General features: G+C 60.2%; 16 protein-coding genes. 3 read left to right on the top strand and 13 right to left on the bottom strand.

The window, feature by feature from the left end; genetic code table 11:
- Positions 1-34 precede the first annotated feature (34 nt).
- A complete protein-coding gene (locus GSF67_RS01820; protein WP_006313118.1) occupies positions 35-1,291 on the bottom strand; it encodes a cyclopropane-fatty-acyl-phospholipid synthase family protein in 1,257 nt (418 codons plus the stop codon).
- Positions 1,292-1,459: 168 nt separating this feature from the next.
- A complete protein-coding gene (locus GSF67_RS01815; RefSeq protein ID WP_006313117.1) occupies positions 1,460-3,784 on the bottom strand; it encodes a Tex family protein in 2,325 nt (774 codons plus the stop codon).
- Positions 3,785-3,985: 201 nt separating this feature from the next.
- On the opposite strand from GSF67_RS01815, the gene purD reads away from it, so the two are divergent.
- The 3 genes from purD to GSF67_RS01800 all read left to right on the top strand — a co-directional run bounded on the left by purD (position 3,986) and on the right by GSF67_RS01800 (position 8,069).
- The gene (gene purD, locus GSF67_RS01810; protein WP_006313116.1) at positions 3,986-5,257 is read left to right on the top strand and encodes a phosphoribosylamine--glycine ligase; all 1,272 of its coding nucleotides are present in this window, start codon (positions 3,986-3,988) and stop codon (positions 5,255-5,257) included.
- Between the two features lie 155 nt (positions 5,258-5,412).
- Positions 5,413-5,922, top strand: a complete 510-nt coding sequence (locus GSF67_RS01805) for a plant virulence effector HPE1-like domain-containing protein (RefSeq protein WP_006313115.1) — start codon at positions 5,413-5,415, stop codon at positions 5,920-5,922.
- 323 nt (positions 5,923-6,245) lie between these two features.
- Positions 6,246-8,069, top strand: coding sequence for a methyl-accepting chemotaxis protein (locus GSF67_RS01800; protein ID WP_006313113.1), 1,824 nt, complete (start codon positions 6,246-6,248; stop codon positions 8,067-8,069).
- 57 nt (positions 8,070-8,126) lie between these two features.
- On the opposite strand, the gene GSF67_RS01795 is transcribed toward GSF67_RS01800, so the two are convergent.
- From GSF67_RS01795 to GSF67_RS01745, 11 genes are all read right to left on the bottom strand, one after another.
- On the bottom strand, positions 8,127-8,621 hold the full coding sequence (locus tag GSF67_RS01795) for a DUF523 domain-containing protein (protein ID WP_006313112.1): 495 nt from the start codon (positions 8,619-8,621) through the stop codon (positions 8,127-8,129).
- Between the two features lie 231 nt (positions 8,622-8,852).
- The gene (glyS, locus tag GSF67_RS01790; protein WP_006313111.1) at positions 8,853-11,180 is read right to left on the bottom strand and encodes a glycine--tRNA ligase subunit beta; all 2,328 of its coding nucleotides are present in this window, start codon (positions 11,178-11,180) and stop codon (positions 8,853-8,855) included.
- 98 nt (positions 11,181-11,278) lie between these two features.
- Entirely contained in the window at positions 11,279-13,216 is a 1,938-nt protein-coding gene (locus GSF67_RS01785; protein ID WP_006313110.1) for a DUF2207 domain-containing protein, read from the bottom strand.
- Between the two features lie 22 nt (positions 13,217-13,238).
- Positions 13,239-14,516, bottom strand: coding sequence for a 3-phosphoshikimate 1-carboxyvinyltransferase (gene aroA, locus GSF67_RS01780; protein WP_006313109.1), 1,278 nt, complete (start codon positions 14,514-14,516; stop codon positions 13,239-13,241).
- Positions 14,517-14,589: 73 nt separating this feature from the next.
- Positions 14,590-15,141, bottom strand: a complete 552-nt coding sequence (locus GSF67_RS01775; RefSeq protein WP_006313108.1) for a LemA family protein — start codon at positions 15,139-15,141, stop codon at positions 14,590-14,592.
- 193 nt (positions 15,142-15,334) lie between these two features.
- Positions 15,335-15,502 (bottom strand): hypothetical protein, encoded by a 168-nt coding sequence (locus GSF67_RS25990; protein WP_236762256.1) that lies wholly within the window; start codon positions 15,500-15,502, stop codon positions 15,335-15,337.
- A gap of 247 nt (positions 15,503-15,749) precedes the next feature.
- Entirely contained in the window at positions 15,750-16,712 is a 963-nt protein-coding gene (locus tag GSF67_RS01765; protein WP_006313104.1) for a glycine--tRNA ligase subunit alpha, read from the bottom strand.
- Positions 16,713-16,812: 100 nt separating this feature from the next.
- Complete coding sequence (locus GSF67_RS01760) at positions 16,813-17,007, bottom strand: NfeD family protein (protein ID WP_006313103.1); 195 nt, start codon at positions 17,005-17,007, stop codon at positions 16,813-16,815.
- 20 nt (positions 17,008-17,027) lie between these two features.
- On the bottom strand, positions 17,028-17,897 hold the full coding sequence (locus GSF67_RS01755; protein WP_035215338.1) for a S49 family peptidase: 870 nt from the start codon (positions 17,895-17,897) through the stop codon (positions 17,028-17,030).
- An 88-nt stretch (positions 17,898-17,985) separates the two neighbouring features.
- Positions 17,986-18,786: a tRNA1(Val) (adenine(37)-N6)-methyltransferase gene (locus GSF67_RS01750; protein WP_006313101.1), complete on the bottom strand. Its 801-nt coding sequence runs from the start codon at positions 18,784-18,786 to the stop codon at positions 17,986-17,988.
- Positions 18,787-18,792: 6 nt separating this feature from the next.
- Positions 18,793-19,023 (bottom strand): DUF2007 domain-containing protein, encoded by a 231-nt coding sequence (locus tag GSF67_RS01745; protein WP_006313100.1) that lies wholly within the window; start codon positions 19,021-19,023, stop codon positions 18,793-18,795.
- Positions 19,024-19,105: the final 82 nt, after the last annotated feature.

The raw sequence follows: 19,105 nt of genomic DNA, 5'->3' as shown, positions 1-19,105 counted from the left end.
TGAGCCGGTAGGACGGAGGGGAATACCTCCAGCGTCAGAAGGAAACCTTCTCCAGTGGCGGGCGCGTCTTTTCGAACTCCAGCAGCTTTGCCTCGTTCTGCGCGATATAATCGCGATTATGCGGCACGGCATCGCGGTCCTTGGCGAGCTGTATCTGGAAAATATGGAAGTTTTCGTGGGTGAAGGCCATTTCCGAGCCTGCCAGATAAAACTCCCACATGCGAAAGAACCGTTCGTCGTAAAGCGCGACCGCCTCTGCCTTGCGCGCCACGAAACGTTCCCGCCAATGCCGCAGCGTATGCGCATAATGCATCGGCAGGATTTCGATATCCTTCACCAGCAGCCCGGACTTCTGGATCGCCGGCAGCACCTCGGCGAGCGAAGGAATATAGCCGCCGGGGAAAATATATTTTTCGATGAAGGGATTGGTCGCCAGCGCCGGATAGGGTTGGCCGATGGAATGCAGCACCATCACGCCCTTGTCGTCCAGCACCTCCGCTACCTTGTCGAAATAATCGCGATAATGGGTCGGCCCGACATGTTCGAACATGCCGACGGAGACGATGCGGTCATATTTCTTCGAGGCCGGCAGGTAACGGTAGTCCTGCAATTCGAAGCGAACATTGCCGGCAAGCCCACGCTTTGCCGCGCGGTCGCGCGAGACGCGCAGCTGTTCTTCGCTGAGCGTGATGCCGGTCACATCGGCACCGGCGCTTTCGGCGATATACATCGCCATGCCACCCCAGCCGGAGCCGATTTCCAGAACGCTCTGGCCCGGTTCGGTCATCAGCTTGGCGGCAATGTGCCGCTTTTTCGCAACCTGCGCCTCATAGAGGCCGATATCAGGCGGATTGAAATAGGCACAGGAATATTGCCAGTCCTCGTCGAGGAAGAGATCGAACAGCTTGGCGCTCAGATCGTAGTGATGGGCGACATTGCTCTTGTTGTGATTGACCGGCAGACGCATCTTGATGCGGGCGGCGATGATGCGGGCCATGCCACGCCAGACCATGCCGAAGGACAACGCCTCGCTCAGCGTATTGCCCTTCACCAGCGCCAGGAAATCGTAAATGTCGCCTTCCGCGACCTTCGCCCGGCCTTCCATGTACATTTCAGCGAGCTTGAGCGCCGGATCGGCGGCAATCTCCTGCATGGCGGCTTCGTCAGTAAAATTCAGAACCACTTTTTTTCCCGTGCCGTCGCCAAATGTGCGGCTACCGCCCGGGCTGTTGACGGTGAGATCACCGATCTTGATTATCTTTTCGAGAAGAACATGCAGAGACGACGCCATGGCACCCCCAATTGCTAAGTCTCACTTATCAATTTTGCTGACCGTATTCCTTTCAGCACAAGTTTCAAGATAGTCTTATTTCAAAAAAATTGAACGATTTCATCAAGCAAAAAGCCCCACCGGCGTGTCCGGCGGGGCTTTTTTGTCAAAAAACAATTCAACCAGAGGTCAGCGTCGCTTCATGGCTTCGGCCAAAGCGGCGGCGAGAGCACCACCGGATTGCGACCCCTCGTTGCGTTCTTTCGGCTTGGCTGTCGCGTGGCGCATGGCGCCCGCATTGTTCTTTTCACGCATCGGCTGCGGCACTGCCTCACCGCCATCCTTACGCATGGTCAGCCCGATGCGCTTACGCTTCACATCCACTTCCACGACTCGCACCTTGACGACGTCGCCCGCCTTGACGACCTCATGCGGGTCCTTCACGAAACGGTCGGCGAGCTGCGAGACATGCACGAGGCCATCCTGATGCACGCCGATATCCACGAAAGCGCCGAAAGCGGCGACATTGGTGACGGTGCCCTCCAGAAGCATGCCAGGTTTCAGATCGGTGATCTCATCCACACCATCGGCAAAGGTCGCGGTCTTGAAGCTCGGGCGTGGGTCGCGACCGGGTTTTTCCAGTTCGGCGATGATGTCTTTGACGGTCGGCAGGCCGAACTGCTCGTCGATGAAGCGCTTCGGATCAAGCGCCTTCAGCGCGGCGCTGTCCCCCATCAGCGAACGCAGATCACGGCCGCAGGCGGCGACGATCTTCTTTGCCACGCCATAGGCCTCCGGGTGCACCGAGGAGGAATCCAGCGGTTCCTTGCCGTTCGGAATACGCAGGAAGCCGGCGCATTGTTCGAAGGTGCGCTGGCCAAGCCGCGGCACTTTCAGCAATTCCTTGCGGCTGGCGAAAGGACCGGTCCGGTCACGATGGGCAACGATGGCATCGGCAATCGAGCTGCCAAGACCGGAGACCCGCGCCAGAAGCGGCGACGAGGCCGTGTTGAGATCGACGCCGACGGCATTCACCGCATCTTCCACGACAGCATCGAGCGAGCGGCTGAGGCGGCCTTGATCGACATCGTGCTGGTACTGACCGACGCCGATGGATTTCGGCTCGATCTTCACCAGTTCCGCCAGCGGGTCCTGAAGACGCCGGGCGATGGAGACGGCGCCGCGCAGCGACACGTCGAGATTGGGGAATTCGGCTGCCGCCCGTTCCGAAGCGGAATAGACCGACGCGCCGGCTTCCGAGACGATGACCTTGGTGGGCTTTGCGCCGGAAGCGGAAGCCGGCAGCTGTGCCAGAAGATCGGCCACCAGCTTTTCGGTTTCACGGCTGCCCGTGCCGTTGCCGATGGCGATGAGTTCGACATTGTGTTTGCGGATCAGCGAGGCGAGTTCGGCCTGCGTGCCGCGAACATCGTTCTTGGGCGGGAATGGATAGACCGTGCTGGTATCCAGCAACTTGCCGGTGCCATCCACGATCGCGACCTTCACGCCGGTGCGGATGCCGGGATCGAGACCCATGGTGGCACGGGAACCTGCAGGCGCAGCCAGCAGCAGATCCTTCAGATTGCGGGCAAAGACATTGATCGCCTCTTCTTCCGCCCGCTCGCGCAACTCGCGCATCAGATCGAGCGACAGCGACATGGAAAGCTTCACGCGCCAGGTCCAGCCCGCCACCTCCATCAGCCATTGATCGGCAAGTCCGGCACTGCGGATATCGAAAGCGGCAGCAATGGTGCGCTGCGACGGCTTCACCGGCGAGGGATCATCCGCATCGACATCGATCGTCAGTGTGAGAATTTCTTCGTTCCAGCCCCGCAGCATGGCGAGTGCCCGGTGGCCCGGCACCGTTGCCCAGCGCTCGGAATGGTCGAAATAATCGGAAAACTTCTCGCCCGTCGCCTGTTTGCCATCCACGACTTTGGCGCGGAAAGTAGCGTTCTGGCGCATGTAATCGCGCAGGCGGCCGAGAAGATCGGCATTTTCCGTCATGGTTTCGGCAACGATATCGCGCGCGCCCTCGAGCGCCGCCTTCACATCGACCACCTCACCCTGCACATAGGCCTCCGCCAGTTTAGCCGGATCGGCAGCGCGGTTTTCCCAGATGGCTTCGGCGAGCGGGCCGAGACCGCGTTCGCGGGCGATTTCCGCGCGGGTGCGGCGTTTCGGCTTATAGGGCAGATAGAGGTCTTCCAGCTCAGCCTTGGTGCCCGCCTGCATGATCTTGACCATCAGCTCGTCGGTCATCTTGCCCTGGCCGGTGATGGAATCGACGATGGAGGCGCGGCGCGCATTGAGTTCGCGCAGATAGACGAGGCGTTCCGCCAGCGTTCGAAGCTGGGTGTCATCGAGACCGCCGGTCACTTCCTTGCGGTAGCGGGCGATGAAGGGCACGGTCGCGCCCTCGTCCAGCAAGGCCACCGCCGCCTTTACCTGATCGGGGCGGGCATTGATTTCGGAGGCTATGAGCGAGGCGAGGCGGGCATTGTCTGCGGTCATGGGGTTCTCTGCTGTGGCGTCTGGAGCGGCGAACATAATGTCTGATTGTGGCGTGACAACAAGAGGTATCCACGATTCCACAGGAAAGGCTGAGTTCAAGGGAAAGACAGGCATTTGCGGCGCTTTCTCCTTGACCTTTCGCCCCCCTGCCCTTAACGCCCGTGCCACAAGGTTACTGGCGAATTTGCAGGGGTATTGACCATGAAAGTTCTGTTGATCGGTTCCGGCGGACGCGAACATGCGCTGGCGTGGAAAATCGCCCAGTCTCCCCTCATCGACGCGCTTTATGCCGCACCCGGCAATCCCGGCATCGCCGACCATGCGACACTCGTTTCGCTCGACGTGGAAGATCATGCTGCCGTCATCGCTTTCGCGAAGGAAAAAGCAATCGACTTCGTCGTCATCGGCCCGGAAGCACCGCTGGTCGCGGGTTTGGCGGACGATCTGCGCGCCGCCGGCATCGCCACTTTCGGACCTTCGAAGGCCGCCGCCCAGCTTGAGGGTTCCAAGGGCTTCACGAAGGACCTTTGCGCCCGTTACGATATTCCGACCGGAGCTTATCAGCGTTTCAAGGCGGCGGAACCTGCCAAGGACTATGTCCGTGCACAGGGCGCGCCGATCGTTATCAAGGCGGATGGGCTTGCCGCCGGCAAGGGCGTGACCGTGGCCATGACCGAAGCCGAAGCGCTTGCCGCCATAGATGACTGTTTCGACGGTGCTTTCGGCACGGCCGGCACTGAGGTGGTGGTGGAAGCCTTCCTCGACGGCGAGGAAGCGAGCTTCTTCTGCCTTTCGGATGGTAAAACGGCGCTGGCGCTCGCGACCGCGCAGGATCACAAGCGTGTCGGCGATGGCGATACCGGCCCGAATACCGGCGGCATGGGTGCTTACTCCCCCGCCCCTGTCATGACACCAGCCATGGTGGAGCGCACCATGAAGGAAATCATCGAGCCGACGATCTCAGGCATGGCCAAGGATGGAAATCCTTTCTCCGGCGTGTTCTTCGCGGGCCTGATGATTACCGCCAAGGGTCCGGAACTGATCGAATACAATGTTCGCTTCGGCGATCCCGAATGCCAGGTGCTGATGATGCGCCTCAGAAGTGACCTTTTGCCGATCCTCTACGCCACGGCCACCGGCACGCTGGAAAAGGTGCAGGCGGAATGGCGCGACGATGCGGCGCTGACCGTGGTTCTCGCTTCCAAGGGTTATCCCGGCGCCTACGACAAGAACACGCCGATCGCCCATATTCCCGAGGCCAGCGAAGAAGCCAAGGTGTTCCATGCCGGGACTGCGTTGAAGGACGGCAAACTCGTTGCGACCGGCGGCCGTGTGCTTAATGTCACCGCCTTTGGCAGAAACGTGACGGAAGCGCAGGCGCGCGCCTATGCGCTGGCCGACAAGGTTGAATGGGAAAACGGCTTCTGCCGCCGCGATATCGGCTGGCAGGCCATTGCCCGCGAAAAGGCCTGATCCTTAAAGCAGATGGGCTCGGCAGCGACTATTTCGTTCAATTTTTACCAAGTTTGCTGACCCGATGGAAACGAAAGACCGGTAATACTTGCCCCATTATTGCATGGTGCATTGTGTCTCGATTGCGAGGCCGCGCCATCTTTTCGGGGGTTTCGATGCAGCGTCTTTTTCTGACAGCGATTGTCGTGCTGACCAGCGGGTCGGCGATGGCGTCCTCCATCGAATATATCAATGACGTGCATGTCACCAATGGCAGCTTCGTTCGCCTGAACTGTGCCGGCTGCCAGCCGCTGAAAAACAAACCCGCAGCGCAGGGTTATGCCGTTCCATCCATCGAGCCGGGCACGCAGCACACTGAAATGCACGAGGTCGATGGCAAACGCACGCTGGTGCGCACCGAAGCCTGGCTTGGCGGTGCGCCGGTCACCTTCGTCAGCACCAATCCCGCATGGATGACGGACCCCTCCGGCACCGCCATCGCCACCTATGACGACGCGGCACCCGAGGCACATCCCGCTGAAACGGCGTCAACGCCGGCCGGCATCGACGTGACGGCGACCACGGCAGCCGTCAAGGCAATCGCCAGCGACAATGCATCCAAGCCGGCCAACGCCTCGGTGATCGACACGCCCCAGTTCCCGGACTTCCAGTTGCGCGGCAACTGATCCGCCAGTGGCGCTTTTGATGACAAACGTCAAATAATCGCGCTTTCGCTGCATTTTCCAAGCAATGCCGCAACCATGCGGGGAATATTACTTTCTCCGCCGCTTATTCTGTCAGCCCAACCTGATAAAGCCTTCGCTAATTAAATATTTATTCAAATTTTTGGCCGCTAAGTGGATTTATAGTGCAATGCAGCACAGAAAAAGGCCATAGCGCGGGCAGTCGCTTCGGCCCTTTCATCGCGCATCATGCGCCTCTCCCCTCTCCGAAACATCGGTACCGCGCGGCGTTTCACCACGCGCGATCCCAAACCTTGTGAGCGCCCATGAAGAACCTTTCCATTTCCCGTCAACTGATCGTTCTCGTGGTGGCCCTGATGGCCGCATTCGGCGCGGCGACCTTCTACCAGCTGAAATCCGCCACCGATGCGATCTATGAGGAACGCTACGGCATGCTGCGGACGCAGGTGCAATCCGCAATCTCCATCCTGCAATCCTTCCATGACAAGGAAAAGGCCGGGACGCTTTCGCGCGACGAGGCCATGAAACAGGCTTACGCGACCGTCAGCGCCATGCGCTTCACCCCCGATGGCTATCTCTTCGGTTACGACTACGACGTGACGATGAAATTCCATCCCGATGCGAAGCGGGTCGGAGAAAACTACAAGGGCAAGCCCGACAGCAAGGGCTTTGCCTATCGTGACGAGCTGGTGCGGCTTGGTCGCAATGGCGGCGGGCAGACGGATTTCTACGGTCCGAAGCCCGGCATGGAAGGCAATGACTACGCCAAGAGCTCCTACGCGCTTGCCTTCGAGCCCTGGCAGGTGGTGGTCGTGACCGGCGTTTACATCGACGATCTGAACGCGCAGGTTCGGGGCGAGGTGATAAAGGCGCTGTCGATCGGCGCGCTCATCTTCGTGCTGGCGCTTGCCGCTGCTTTCTACGTCATCCGTGGCATTTCGAAACCGCTCGGCGACATTCACCGTGCACTCGGCGAAGTTGCCAATGAGAACGTCTCGCTCGCCATTCCCCATACCGGCCTCACCAACGAAGTGGGCATGATGGCCAAGGCCACCGCCTCGCTTCAGGACAAGGTGCGCGAGCGCCATGCCATGCAGCGCCGTGAGGAAGAGCAGCAGCAGCAGCTCGATGCCGAGCGCCAGAACAATCTCGACATGCAGCGCGACGAGGCCGCCTTGCAGGCGCGGGTCGTCGCCACGATCGGCGAAGCGCTGGAGAAGCTGGCCGGTGGTGATCTGACCGTGCGCTGCGGCGATCTCGGCAACCGTTATGCGGCGCTGCGCGACAATTTCAATGAGGCGCTGACGCATCTCGATGCCGCCATGGCCAAGGTGAACACCAAGAGCATCGATATTGGCGGCTCGAAGGACGAAATCCGCAAGGCTTCGAACGAGCTTTCGCAGCGCACCGAACGGCAGGCCGCAAATCTGGAGGAAACCTCCGCGGCTCTCGATGAACTGACGGTTGCGGTGCGCCAGACGGCGGAAGGTGCGGCTGACGCCGCCAAACGTGTCACCACCGTCAGCTCGGAAGCGACGCGCAGCGACCGGGTGGTGGAAGAAGCGATCACGGCGATGAGCGGTATCGAACAATCCTCCGACCAGATTTCCAACATCATCGGCGTGATCGACGTCATCGCCTTCCAGACCAACCTTCTGGCGCTGAATGCCGGCGTGGAAGCAGCTCGTGCGGGCGAAGCGGGCAAGGGTTTTGCCGTGGTGGCGCAGGAAGTGCGCGAACTGGCGCAGAAATCCGCCGCCGCCGCCAAGGAGATCAAGGACCAGATCGCCCGCTCTTCCGCCCAGGTGGAAAACGGCGTTCGCCTTGTCGGCGAGGCTGGCGACGCGCTGAAACGCATCTCGGACCAGATCAAATCCGCCAACGAGATCGTCAGCAAGATCGCCCATTCGGCCGCCGAACAGGATACGACCCTGCGTTCGATCTCCACGTCGCTGAACCAACTCGATGTCGCCACCCAGCACAATGCGGCGATGGCGGAAGAGACCACGGCTTCAGCGGAAGCGCTGGCGGTGGATACTGAAGAGCTGCTGAACCTCATCCGCGGCTTCCGCGTCTCCTCCGGCCATCAGCTGCACGGCATGGCGCGCGAGATGCGCATGGCGGGGTGATACGCCCCGAGGCTATGGATGAACAACGACGCCGGGGGAAACTCCGGCGCTTTTGTTTCAAGGGGTTAGCGCATCGAGCCGATCGATATCGGCCGGGGAAAAGACCGCAATACCGGCTTTTTCGAGCAGCGCCGCCGTCACACCATTGCCTGCGTGTTTGATGCCGGAGAACGAGCCATCGTAAATCGCAACCGATCCGCAGGACGGACTGCCGTCGATCAGCAGCGCGTGGGTGCAGCCATTGGCCTTGGCGAAGGCCAGTGCCTTTTCCGCACCGGCAATAAATTCCGCCGTGACATCGCCGCCGCTCACTTCCAGCGCCCGGGCGCGGCCTTCCAGCACATCGAGACCGGAGGCCCCCTTCTCGATTTCCGCCGGCGGGCGCGGCACGGGCATGCCGCCCGCCATTTCCGGACAGATAGTCACCAGCCTGCCCTCCTTCCGCCAGCGTTCGATTGCCGGGTGGGATAGAGGTTTGCCTTTGCCGTCATAGCGGACGGGCTGGCCGAGGAGGCAGGCGCTGATGAGGATTTTGGGAGGTGTGTGGGTCAATGGGAGCTCATCCTGCGGGAGTCGAGACCGTGGCTTACCCCCCTCTGCCCTGCCAGGCATCTCCCCCTCAAGGGGGGAGATCGGCGAGAGGCATGCTCCCCGCTCTTCCCGAAACGTTCAATGTGGCTAAGAGGTCGCGACTGGTCGATCTCCCCCCTTGAGGGGGAGATGTCCGGCAGGACAGAGGGGGGTGAACCAAGCACGCTGACATACCTAGTCAACCCAAACCCCTCACCCCGTGATCTTCGAGAAATCCGCAACCGTGCCGGTCGCCTCGCGAATGGCCTTCAACAGCGCCAGACGATTGGCGCGGATGGCCGCATCTTCGTCATTGACGAGCACATCCTCGAAGAACTTGTCGACGGGCGCGCGCAGCGTCGAAAGCGCCTGCATGGCGGAGCGGAAATCCTCACCCTCGACGGCCTTTGCGGCATCGGCAGAGGCGGTCTTGATCGCGGCGTAAAGCGCCTTTTCGGCGTCGAGCTTCAAGAGCTCTTCCGAGACGCCATCGGCCACCACGGTGCCCTTCTTTTCCTCGGCGGCCAGAAGCTGCGTGGCGCGCTTGGCGCCTGCCAGAAGGTTCCTGCCATCTTCACCGGTAATAAAGGCGGTGAGCGCCTCGACCCGGCGGGCGATCATCAGGAGATCATCGGATTCCGGTGTGAGGACGGCGTCGATCAGGTCATAACGGGCGCCGAGATCGCGCAGATAGACCTTCAGGCGGTCGTGGAAGAAGGAGAGAAGGTCAGCCCTAATATCTTCATTACCAACGTCTCTTGCAGAGGTTGGCGAGTATCTTACGAGTTTCGAAATATCAGCCTTATCTCTTAGATACTCTGGATACTGCTCTACTGCGGCGACAAGCGTACTTTTGCCTTCTTCTGCAACGGCCTCAAAGCGTCGCCCGACTATCTCGATCGCATGCAGTTCGAACAGTCTTCCAAGCGGAAGCCGCACATTCCGCTCCAGAATAATCCTCACCACGCCCAGTGCCGCACGGCGCAGCGCGAAAGGGTCCTTCGAACCCGTCGGCTTCTCATCGATGGCCCAGAAGCCGACGAGCGTATCGAGCTTGTCGGCGAGAGCGACCGTGATCGCCACCTTGTCGGCCGGTAGGCGGTCCGATGGGCCTTGCGGCTTGTAGTGGTCTTCGATGGCGGCAGCGACGCTTTCGTTTTCGCCCTGCAGCATCGCATATTTGCGGCCCATCAGGCCCTGAAGCTCGGGGAATTCGCCGACGGCCTCGGTGCGCAGGTCGGCCTTGGCCAGCACCACCGCGCGGTCCACCAGCGCTTCATCCGCGCCGACGACGGGGGCCAGCGCCTTTGCCAGTTCGCGGATGCGGGCCACACGTTCACCCTGCGTGCCGAGCTTGGCATGGAAGGTGACATCAAGCGCATCGAGCTTTGCCATACGCTGGTCGAGCGGCTTTTTCAGATCGAGGTCGAATTTTGCGGCCGAATCTTTGAGTGTTTCCAGATCGGGCAGATCGCCCTGATCGCGGTTCCAGAAATGGCGGGCATCCGAAAGACGCGCGCGCACGACCTTGCCGTTGCCATGGATGATTTCCTTGCCGCCGTCACTTGCCTCGATGTTCGAGATCAGGATGAAGCGGTTGGAAAGGCCCTCTTCCGCACCCTGATTGCGGGTAACGAAACACTTCTGGTTGGTCTTGATGGTCAGCCGGATGATTTCCGCCGGGATTTGCAGATAATCCTCCTCGAAAGTACCCATCAGCACCTGCGGCCATTCGACGAGGCCGGAGACTTCTTCCAGCAGGCCTTCGTCTTCCACCAGCTCAAGACCGTTGGCGAAGGCTAGATCCTTGGCATCGTGCAGGATGATATCCTTGCGGCGATCGGCATCGAGAATGACCTTCGCCTTTTCAAGGTTCGAGACATAATCCTCGAAACGGCGCACGGTGATCGGGCCGGGCGCGTGGAAACGGTGGCCATAGGTGATGTTGCCGGCGACGATGCCATCGATCACGAAGGGAATGATCTGGGTTTCGTCATGTTCGGGGCCGAACAGGCAGACGATGGACTGCAGCGGGCGCACCCAGCGCAGGCTTTCCGAACCCTTGCCTTCGATGCCGGCATAGCTGGAACCCTTGGGCATGGAGGCCGGGCCGGAGCGCATGGATTTCGGCCAGGGGAAGGAGCGGATGATGCCGGGCATCACCTCGGCGATGATCTCTTCCGCCGGGCGGCCGGGCTTGTTGATGATGGCGATGTAGAAATCGCCCTTCTTCGGATCGGAAACGACCTGCGCTTCCGAGATATCGTTCAGGCCGGCACCGCGCAGAAAGCCCTCGATGGCCTTTTCATTGGCATCGGTGCGCGGGCCCTTCTTTTCCTCGCGCACATCGGCGGAGCGGGCGTTGAGGCCGCGAATATCCAGCGTGAGGCGGCGCGGCGTCCAATATTCGCGCCCCCCCTCATAGGTCAGCCCTCTCTCCACAAGCGCATCGGTGACGAGTTTCTTCAGATCGCCCGCCGCCTTGCGCTGCATGCGGGCGGGGATTTCCTCGGAGCGAAGTTCAAGCAGAAGATCGGGCATGGGATAAGGACTTTAATCTGTTGCAAAAGAGTGTCGCGGACTTAGCAAGACCAGCGGCAAAAGTCACCAGCTATCGGTTAAATTACCGCCTGCAGGCGTTACCAGCCGCCACCACCGCCCCCGCCGCCGCCGGAACCCGACGAACCGCCGCCACCGCCGCTCGAAAAGCTGGAGTTGGACGAACTGACAGGCTGGGGAATGGTGGAGGCGATTGTACTGGCCATGGAGGTGGAAAATCCACCGATCCTGTCGCCAAAGCTGCCGTAATTGCTGCCCAGGTACCAGCCGGGCGCATAACTTGCCGCGGCGGCACCGGCGGCGGCGGTTGCGAGCCAGGTCTCGAAGGTACGGCTCCAGGGTTTTTCGACGCCAAGCGCCACGGCATAGGGCAACAGCGTTTCGAAATGTTGCGGCGACATGGCCGGCGCGCCCGCCATGTTCATCCGGTCGTTTTCGGCGAGCGTCAGATAGGTTCGGAGGCCTTCAATGCCATCCATCAGCTTGCGGCCGAGCGGCGTCGGCGCGCCCATCAGGAACAGGAACAGCGCATTGGTGAGAATGATGCCGCCGATGGCGGCCAGCGCCAGCGATTTTGTATCATGCGTCACGTCCAGCAGGATTTGCGATGCGATGCCGCCGATGACCGAAAAAGCCACGAAACCGGCAAAGGCCAGCATGACGATGCCGCCGATACGCTTGCGCAACGGCGCGCCACGCGAAAATTGCCGGCCTATGCCAATCGACAGGACGCTGAAGAAGAAGCCAAAGAAACCGAATATCACCACGGCGACAATGGCGTTCTCATCGAGATCGCCAAATACCAGCGTCGCGACGATGATGGCAATGCTGAACATGATACCGAACACCGTGTAACCGGCGTTACTGCGGTAATATTTGCCGCGATGTTCCTTCTCTATCGCCGCGCGGAACTGCGTTCCGACCTTTTCGACCTCCGCCCCATGGGCCTTGTCGATGATCAGCGTCTCACCCGGACCGCCGATAGAGGAAAGCAGCGTTTTCTGGCCGGTCGGCAGATCGGCAGCGGTCGCCTTTTCCGTGCGCCTGATGACAATGGAATTCTTCAAATCTTCCAGAACGACGAACCCCTTCACCGCAAGATCAAGCGCGGTAGCGGAGAGCGCCGTCCAGCCCGCGCCGGAAAAACCCCTGTTATCGACATAATTGACCAGAGCCGGAGAAAGTCCCTCCGGCGCATCCCAGCGCGGCACGACCACGCCGCGGGCCGGATCGCGGCCCACCGCAAACCATGCCCGCAGATAATAAAGCAGCACGACAAATAGCCCGCCGCCGGAAAGCAGGATGGCCATATTATCCCGCAGCCACCAACCCGCCTCCTCAGATGCATCAGGCACGGCAATCGCACCCTTGGGCAGCTTGACGGCAACCGTCATGCCCTCGCCCACCGAAAACGGGCGCGTGGAGGCGAAGAACACCTCGTTGCCTTCGCTGAGGATGCGGGCGTCCTTGCCTTTCGCACCGAGAGGGCCGGTAAAGACGGCTGTATCCGTGGCTTTTACGCCCTGTGGCAGCGTGATGGTCGCGGAAATCTCGCCCATCGGGAATTGCCAGCCATTGCCGGTGACGTTCCAGGTCAGCTCGTCATAATCGCTGAAAAAGCGGATTTGCCGGGCGGTGGTGTAGGTGATCTGGAAGATGTGTTCGCCGGTCGGCAGAAAACGCTCGGCGCTGCCCGTATAGATGCGGATGCCGCCATCGATATTTTCGGTGCGCCAGCTCTCCGGCGCACCATCGCGCTCCACGGATACGACGTTGAAATCCACCCTGGTGCGGCGGTTGTTCGCATCCAGCGCATAAAGCGGAAAATCGCGGAAGATGCCGCGCTTGATGTTCTGGCCTTCGGCACGAGCGGTAATGGTTTCCGTCACCGTCAGCTTGCCATCCGCCGCCACCTCGACGACGGAGTGGTAGGAGCGGATGAATTCCTCGGCAAAGGCCGGGAAGGCGACGCCCAGGAAGACGAACAGCGCGAGAAGTCTTGCGGCGATAGTCTTCACGGGTGATCCCTCCCTAATGGCTTCAGTGCTGCGGCTCGGCAGCGCTTTCCTTTTCGGTATAGTCGACGCCGAGCGAGGCAAGCGCTTTCCAGTAGCCCGGATAGGTCTTGGCCACGCAGGCGGGATTCTGGATGGCGATGCCTCCGATCTTGAGCGCCGCCAGTGCAAAACTCATGGCGATGCGGTGATCGGCAAAGGTATCGATGGAGGCATCGACCGTCTGCCCGGCGAGCGACGGATCGGCATGTACGATCAGGTCGTCACCCTCTTCATGCGCCAGACCCTCGCGGATTTCGTTGAGGCCGAGCGAGACGGCGCGGATGCGGTCGCATTCCTTGACGCGCAGGTTGGCGATGCCGACGAAACGCACCGGCGTCTCGTTGAAGGCGGCGAGAACCGCGATGGTTGGAATGGCGTCCTGCATCTGCGAACCGTCGATTTCGGCGGGCAGATGTGGAAACTGCGCCATGACCTCATAAGCCTTGGCATCCGGCTGAGTGAATTTGTCAGCGGGCGTGCCGATATCGATAGCACCGCCGGTCAGAAGCTCCGCGCCCCAGAGATAGGTGGCGGCGGAGGCATCCGGCTCGATGTGGAAATCGGTTGCCGTGTAACCGGTCGGATGCACGCGCCAGATGGCGTTGCTGACCCGCTCCACCTTCGCTCCGAAGGCTTCCATGGCGGATGTGGTGAGGTCGATATAGCCCTTCGCGCCGATTTCCTCACCCTTCAGGATTATATCCACGGGCTTGTCACCGCAGGCGGCGGCCATCAACAGTGCCGACACATACTGGCTGGAGAGATTGGCGTCGATGGTGACGCTGCCCTTTGGAAAACCCATACCCTTGCCACGGACGGTGACAGGCGGGCAGCCGGTTGGCGCATCCGCTTCCACGCCGAGAGCCCGCAGCGCCTCCACCAGCGGCAATATCGGGCGTTTGCGCATATGTTCGTCACCATCGATGATGACGGCGCCATCGACTAGCGCCCCGGCGGCGGTAAGGAACCGAGTGGCGGTGCCGGCATTGCCAAGGAAAAGCGGCTTTTCCGGCTGCTGCAAAACGCCCGTGCCTTCCACCACGAAAGTGGTGGCATCAGGCTCGGTCACTTTCACGCCCATCTCCCGCAGAGCTTCGGCCATATAAAGCGTATCATCGCTTTTCAGCGCGCCTGACAAGTGGCTTTTGCCCTTGGCGAGGCCGGCCAAGAGAAGCGCGCGGTTGGTGATGGATTTGGAGCCGGGCGGCTCCACCTTGCCGGAAAGCGGGTGGGTGGGCGGGGTGATTGTCAGTTCGATCATGATCGTCGTCTTGTCAAGAATGCGGCACGGAGCCGGGCTATCGGAATATCGGCGGGAGATTGGGAGCCGGTGCTTAGAATTTCACGGTCGGCACGGCGCGGTCGGCCGGGTTGTCGATCTCGAAATACGGCGCCTTGGCAAACCCGAACTGGCCGGCAACCAGATTGGACGGGAAGCTCTCCACCTTGACGTTGAGATCGCGGGCGGCACCATTGTAATAACGGCGCGACATCTGGAGTTCGCCTTCGATGGTTTCCAGCGACCGCTGCAATTCCAGAAAGTTCGTGTTGGCTTTCAGATCGGGATAGGCTTCAGCAAGCGCAAAGAGCTTGCCGAGCGCCTGCGACAGCAGGCCTTCCGCCTGGGCACGGCCTTCAACATCACCCGCCGGCACGGCCTGCGCCCGGTTGCGCATGGCGATCACCTCCTCGAAGGTGGTTTTTTCATGCGCGGCATAACCTTTGACGGTCTCGATGAGGTTGGGAATGAGATCGGCGCGGCGTTTCAGCTGCACGTCGATGCCCGACCACGCCTCTTCCTTCATCTGCCGCGCCTTGACGAGGCCGTTATAGATGAAGACGACATAAAGCGCGATTGCCGCGATGATTGCCAGCGTGATGAACATGAATTGCGATTCCCAGCTTCGATGCGCGCACGATAGCGGCTCATCGCCGCAAAGTCATGGGGCTTCGGTCATTCTCTCCCTTTTTGCGAGGAAGAGAAAACCGCACCAGCGCGCCACGTCATTTATTGTAGACGGCGCAATATAATCGCAGACCGGATGTCTTCCTTACAAAAACGGTGTGAGAGGCAAGCGTTTAGCCGCGTTCCGCCCAATAGTCCTTGTTCTCCTGCAGATGGTTCCAGCCGTCTATTCTCCAGTCGAGCATCTTCGTGTTACGCGTGTAGTGCATGCGGACGAGCGCGCTATCGACATCAAGCGATCGCTGGCCGCTGTCCTTGCAATCCATACGAGTAACGATCATCCCGAACGTCCGCAGCTTATCTGCTCGCGGAAATGCATCCTTGCCGCTCATCCATTCGGTTGTTTCGGCAGCCGCCGCGTTACTAAGAAGACATCCGAGCATCAATACGGGCAAAAAGCGTAAGCTTCTAATATTCATAATCAAATCCATGCTGATTTTTCCCTGGAACAATCAACACAAAATAAAAGGCCGTCAAGAACGGCCTTTCAAATTTATTGAAACTTTGGCGTGAAACTGCCCTCGAAAATCAGGCGGCCCTGTTCCAGTTCAGCCCGCCGGCATCCGTCAGCAGGAAGGCTTCGCCGCAGGCTTTCGCCAAGTCACGTACCCGCGCGATATACCTCTCACGCTCCGTGACCGAGATCACGCCCCGAGCATTGAGAAGATTAAAAATGTGGCTGGCCTTGATGCACTGGTCATAGGCCGGGAACACGCATTTGTGCAGGCGCTGATTATCATTGTCACCAGGCGCGCCGGCAGCGAGAAGCGCCAGGCATTCCTTTTCCGCATCGATGAAATGGCGATGCAGCATTGATGTATCGGCAAATTCGAAGTTGTGACGGGAATATTCCTGCTCGGCCTGTAGGAAGACGTCGCCATAGGAAATCTTCTCTTCGCCCTCGCGACCGTTGAAGTTCAAGTCGTAGACATTGTCGACGCCCTGAACATACATGGCCAGACGCTCCAGACCATAGGTCAGCTCGCCCGCGACCGGCGAGCATTCGATGCCGCAGACCTGCTGGAAATAGGTGAATTGCGACACTTCCATGCCGTCGCACCAGCATTCCCAGCCAAGACCCCAGGCGCCGAGTGTCGGGCTTTCCCAGTCGTCCTCAACGAAGCGCACATCATGCAGCAGTGGATCGAGGCCGATCGCCTTCAGCGAGCCGAGATAGAGTTCCTGCAGGTTGGACGGGTTGGGCTTCAGAATGACCTGATACTGGTAATAGTGCTGCAACCGGTTGGGGTTTTCCCCGTAACGACCGTCAGAAGGACGACGCGACGGCTGCACATAGGCGGCCTTCCACGGCTTGGGGCCCAGCGCGCGCAGCGTCGTGGCCGGATGAAACGTGCCCGCACCCACTTCCATATCGTAGGGCTGCAGCACCGCGCAGCCCTTGTCGGCCCAGTAATTGTGCAGCGTCAGGATCAGTGCCTGAAAGGAACGCTTCGGGTTCATATGGTCGGGAATATCGGTCATTTCAGTCATCGCGGCGTTAGGAGGACAAGTAAGCAGTGACTTACTTCGGATGCGGACTGGTGCCACGGCATGGCGTGGGGGTCAAGGTTTTATGCGTAAAGCCGCAGCCTTACGCCTCATCCTCGCGCTTCACCCGGTATTCGCCGGTATCCGGGTCCTTGATCAGCGTGCCGATGGCGCCGGTCTCGCGTTCCTTTTCGCGCTGTTTCGATTTTGCCGACAGCTTTTCCGCATCGCGAACAAAGCGGCGATAGAGGATGATGGACCCCACCAGCAGAAGAAGAATTGTAATGAGCTGCGCCATAAGGCCTTATTCCTGCGACATCATAGACCGAAACGCGACCACAATGCCTTTTCTTCGGCAACCTCCGCAAGACCCGAGACGGCGCCTGCCGCGAGCCTTTCAGCATTGAGGCCGAGCGCCGCATTCACGCCAGGCACTTTTTTGCCGAACAGCGAACGCCCGCCGCTGACGAGTTGAAGCTTGACCTTTGTCCCGTAACGGCGGCGCAGAACCTCGCGCATGTCGCCCAGCCCGTCAACCAGGCCGAGGTCGAGGCCACGCATGCCGGTCCAGAACAGGCCGGAAAAGAGTGCGTCGTCGCCTTTCAGCTTCGAGCCCCGGCGCATCTTGACCATATCAATGAAGACATTGTGGATTTCGACCTGCAAGGACTTCAGGTAATCGATATCACCTTCCTTTTCCGGCTGGAACGGATCGAGGATGACCTTGTTTTCGCCAGCGGTATAGACGCGGCGCTCCACGCCGATCTTCCGCAGCATTTCCGGAAAACCGAAGCCGCCGGATACTACGCCGATCGAACCGACGATGGAGGTGGGGTCGGCGATGATCTCGTCGCCAGCAAGCGCAATCATGTAGCCACCGGAGGCAGCCACGTCTTCCACGAAGATCAGGACCTTCTTGTCCTTTTCCTCGGCAAGCTGGCGGATACGATTATAGATCATCCGCGCCTGCACCGGCGAGCCGCCGGGTGAATTCAGCGAGATGGCAACCGCCGGGGCGTCCTTGACGGCAAAGGCCTTTTCAAGCAGCGGCGCGTAGGAGGCGAGATTGAGGGCGGGGCGGAACTGGTTGCCGCCGGCCATGATCGCGCCCTGCATGCGCACGACGGGTATGACGAGCTCTTTTTTGCGAAAGCGTTTCGGCACCAGATGCTTCAGAAAACCCACCAATCAATCCTCGCGTCAATTATCTTGTTGTCACGGATGTATGTATCGCCCGGCAAAACGCAATGGTTTGCGAATGGCGCTGCAACGATATTTATGACGCCGTTCGGATCGCCCTTACATTGCGCGCATAGGCAGCGCGGCCATTATTGAGGTCATCCACGAAGGGCGTGAAGGCATGGCTGCCGGTCTCGTGCATGATGAGCGGCGCGCGGAAAGTGAGCCGTGCGCGCGATCCCTTGATGGCCGTGACAAGCATGCGCACCGCATCCTCGCCGGGGCGGGGATGGATGAGAGTGATCTCGATGCCGCCGAACCGACTGCCACAGGCGGCGATTATCTCCGCCACCGATTGCGGCCGTGAAATCAGGGAAAGCTGTCCGCCTGAAACCATGATCGCGCTCGCGGTCCTGATCCAGTCCTCGAACAGGCCCTCCGTCATGGCGTGCGCCTCGGCCTTCAGGGCATCCGGCGTGCGGCGGTCGCCCGCGTCATTATAGGGCGGGTTCATGATGACGTGATGGAAATGCTCATCAGGCAATCCGGCGTCGACACGGGCTTTCGCCCGCAGCGTCACATCGGCTTCGAGAACCTCGATGCGGGCCGAAAAAGCGGCATTGTCAGGCAATTCGAGACTGCGGCGGGCAAATTCCGCCATTTCCGGGGAGCGCTCGTAGAGTGTTACCTCGGCCTTTTCGAGCCGCGCCGCCACCGCCATGCCAGCAGCACCGGCACCAGCGCCGAGATCGGCGATCCGGCAGGCGCGGTCATCCGCCACCAACGACGCCAGAAGCATGGCGTCCATGCCCGCCCGGTGCCCCCTGCCCTTCGGCTGGATGATGTGAAACCGACCCCGGTGAAAGGCGTCGATCGTTTCGGAAATACCGTCGCCCACCGCCGCTCAAGCCTCTTCGTTGCGCAACTCGTCCCCCAGCCCGGCATCGACGAGAATGCGGCGGGCCTCACCGGCGCGATCTTCTTCCACCAGGAACCGTCGCGGCAAAAGGCCGAGCGATCCCTCCAGAATGCTCATCGCCTGATCAGCTATGAGGCAATGAATGCCGGCGTCCTTCATCAGGCTTTCAGCGAAGGAAAGAAGCACGGCATCGTTGGTACGGATCAGTTCACGCATGGATAGACCTAAATTCCCATCTTTTTGAATGGCTAGCGGCAATTCGCCCCTTGCCGCACAAGGCATCAGTTTTTATTGTCGA

The organism is Agrobacterium sp. CGMCC 11546 (assembly GCF_013365515.1).
Classification (GTDB): domain Bacteria; phylum Pseudomonadota; class Alphaproteobacteria; order Rhizobiales; family Rhizobiaceae; genus Agrobacterium; species Agrobacterium fabrum.
This window is presented reverse-complemented; position numbering and strand designations above follow the sequence as displayed.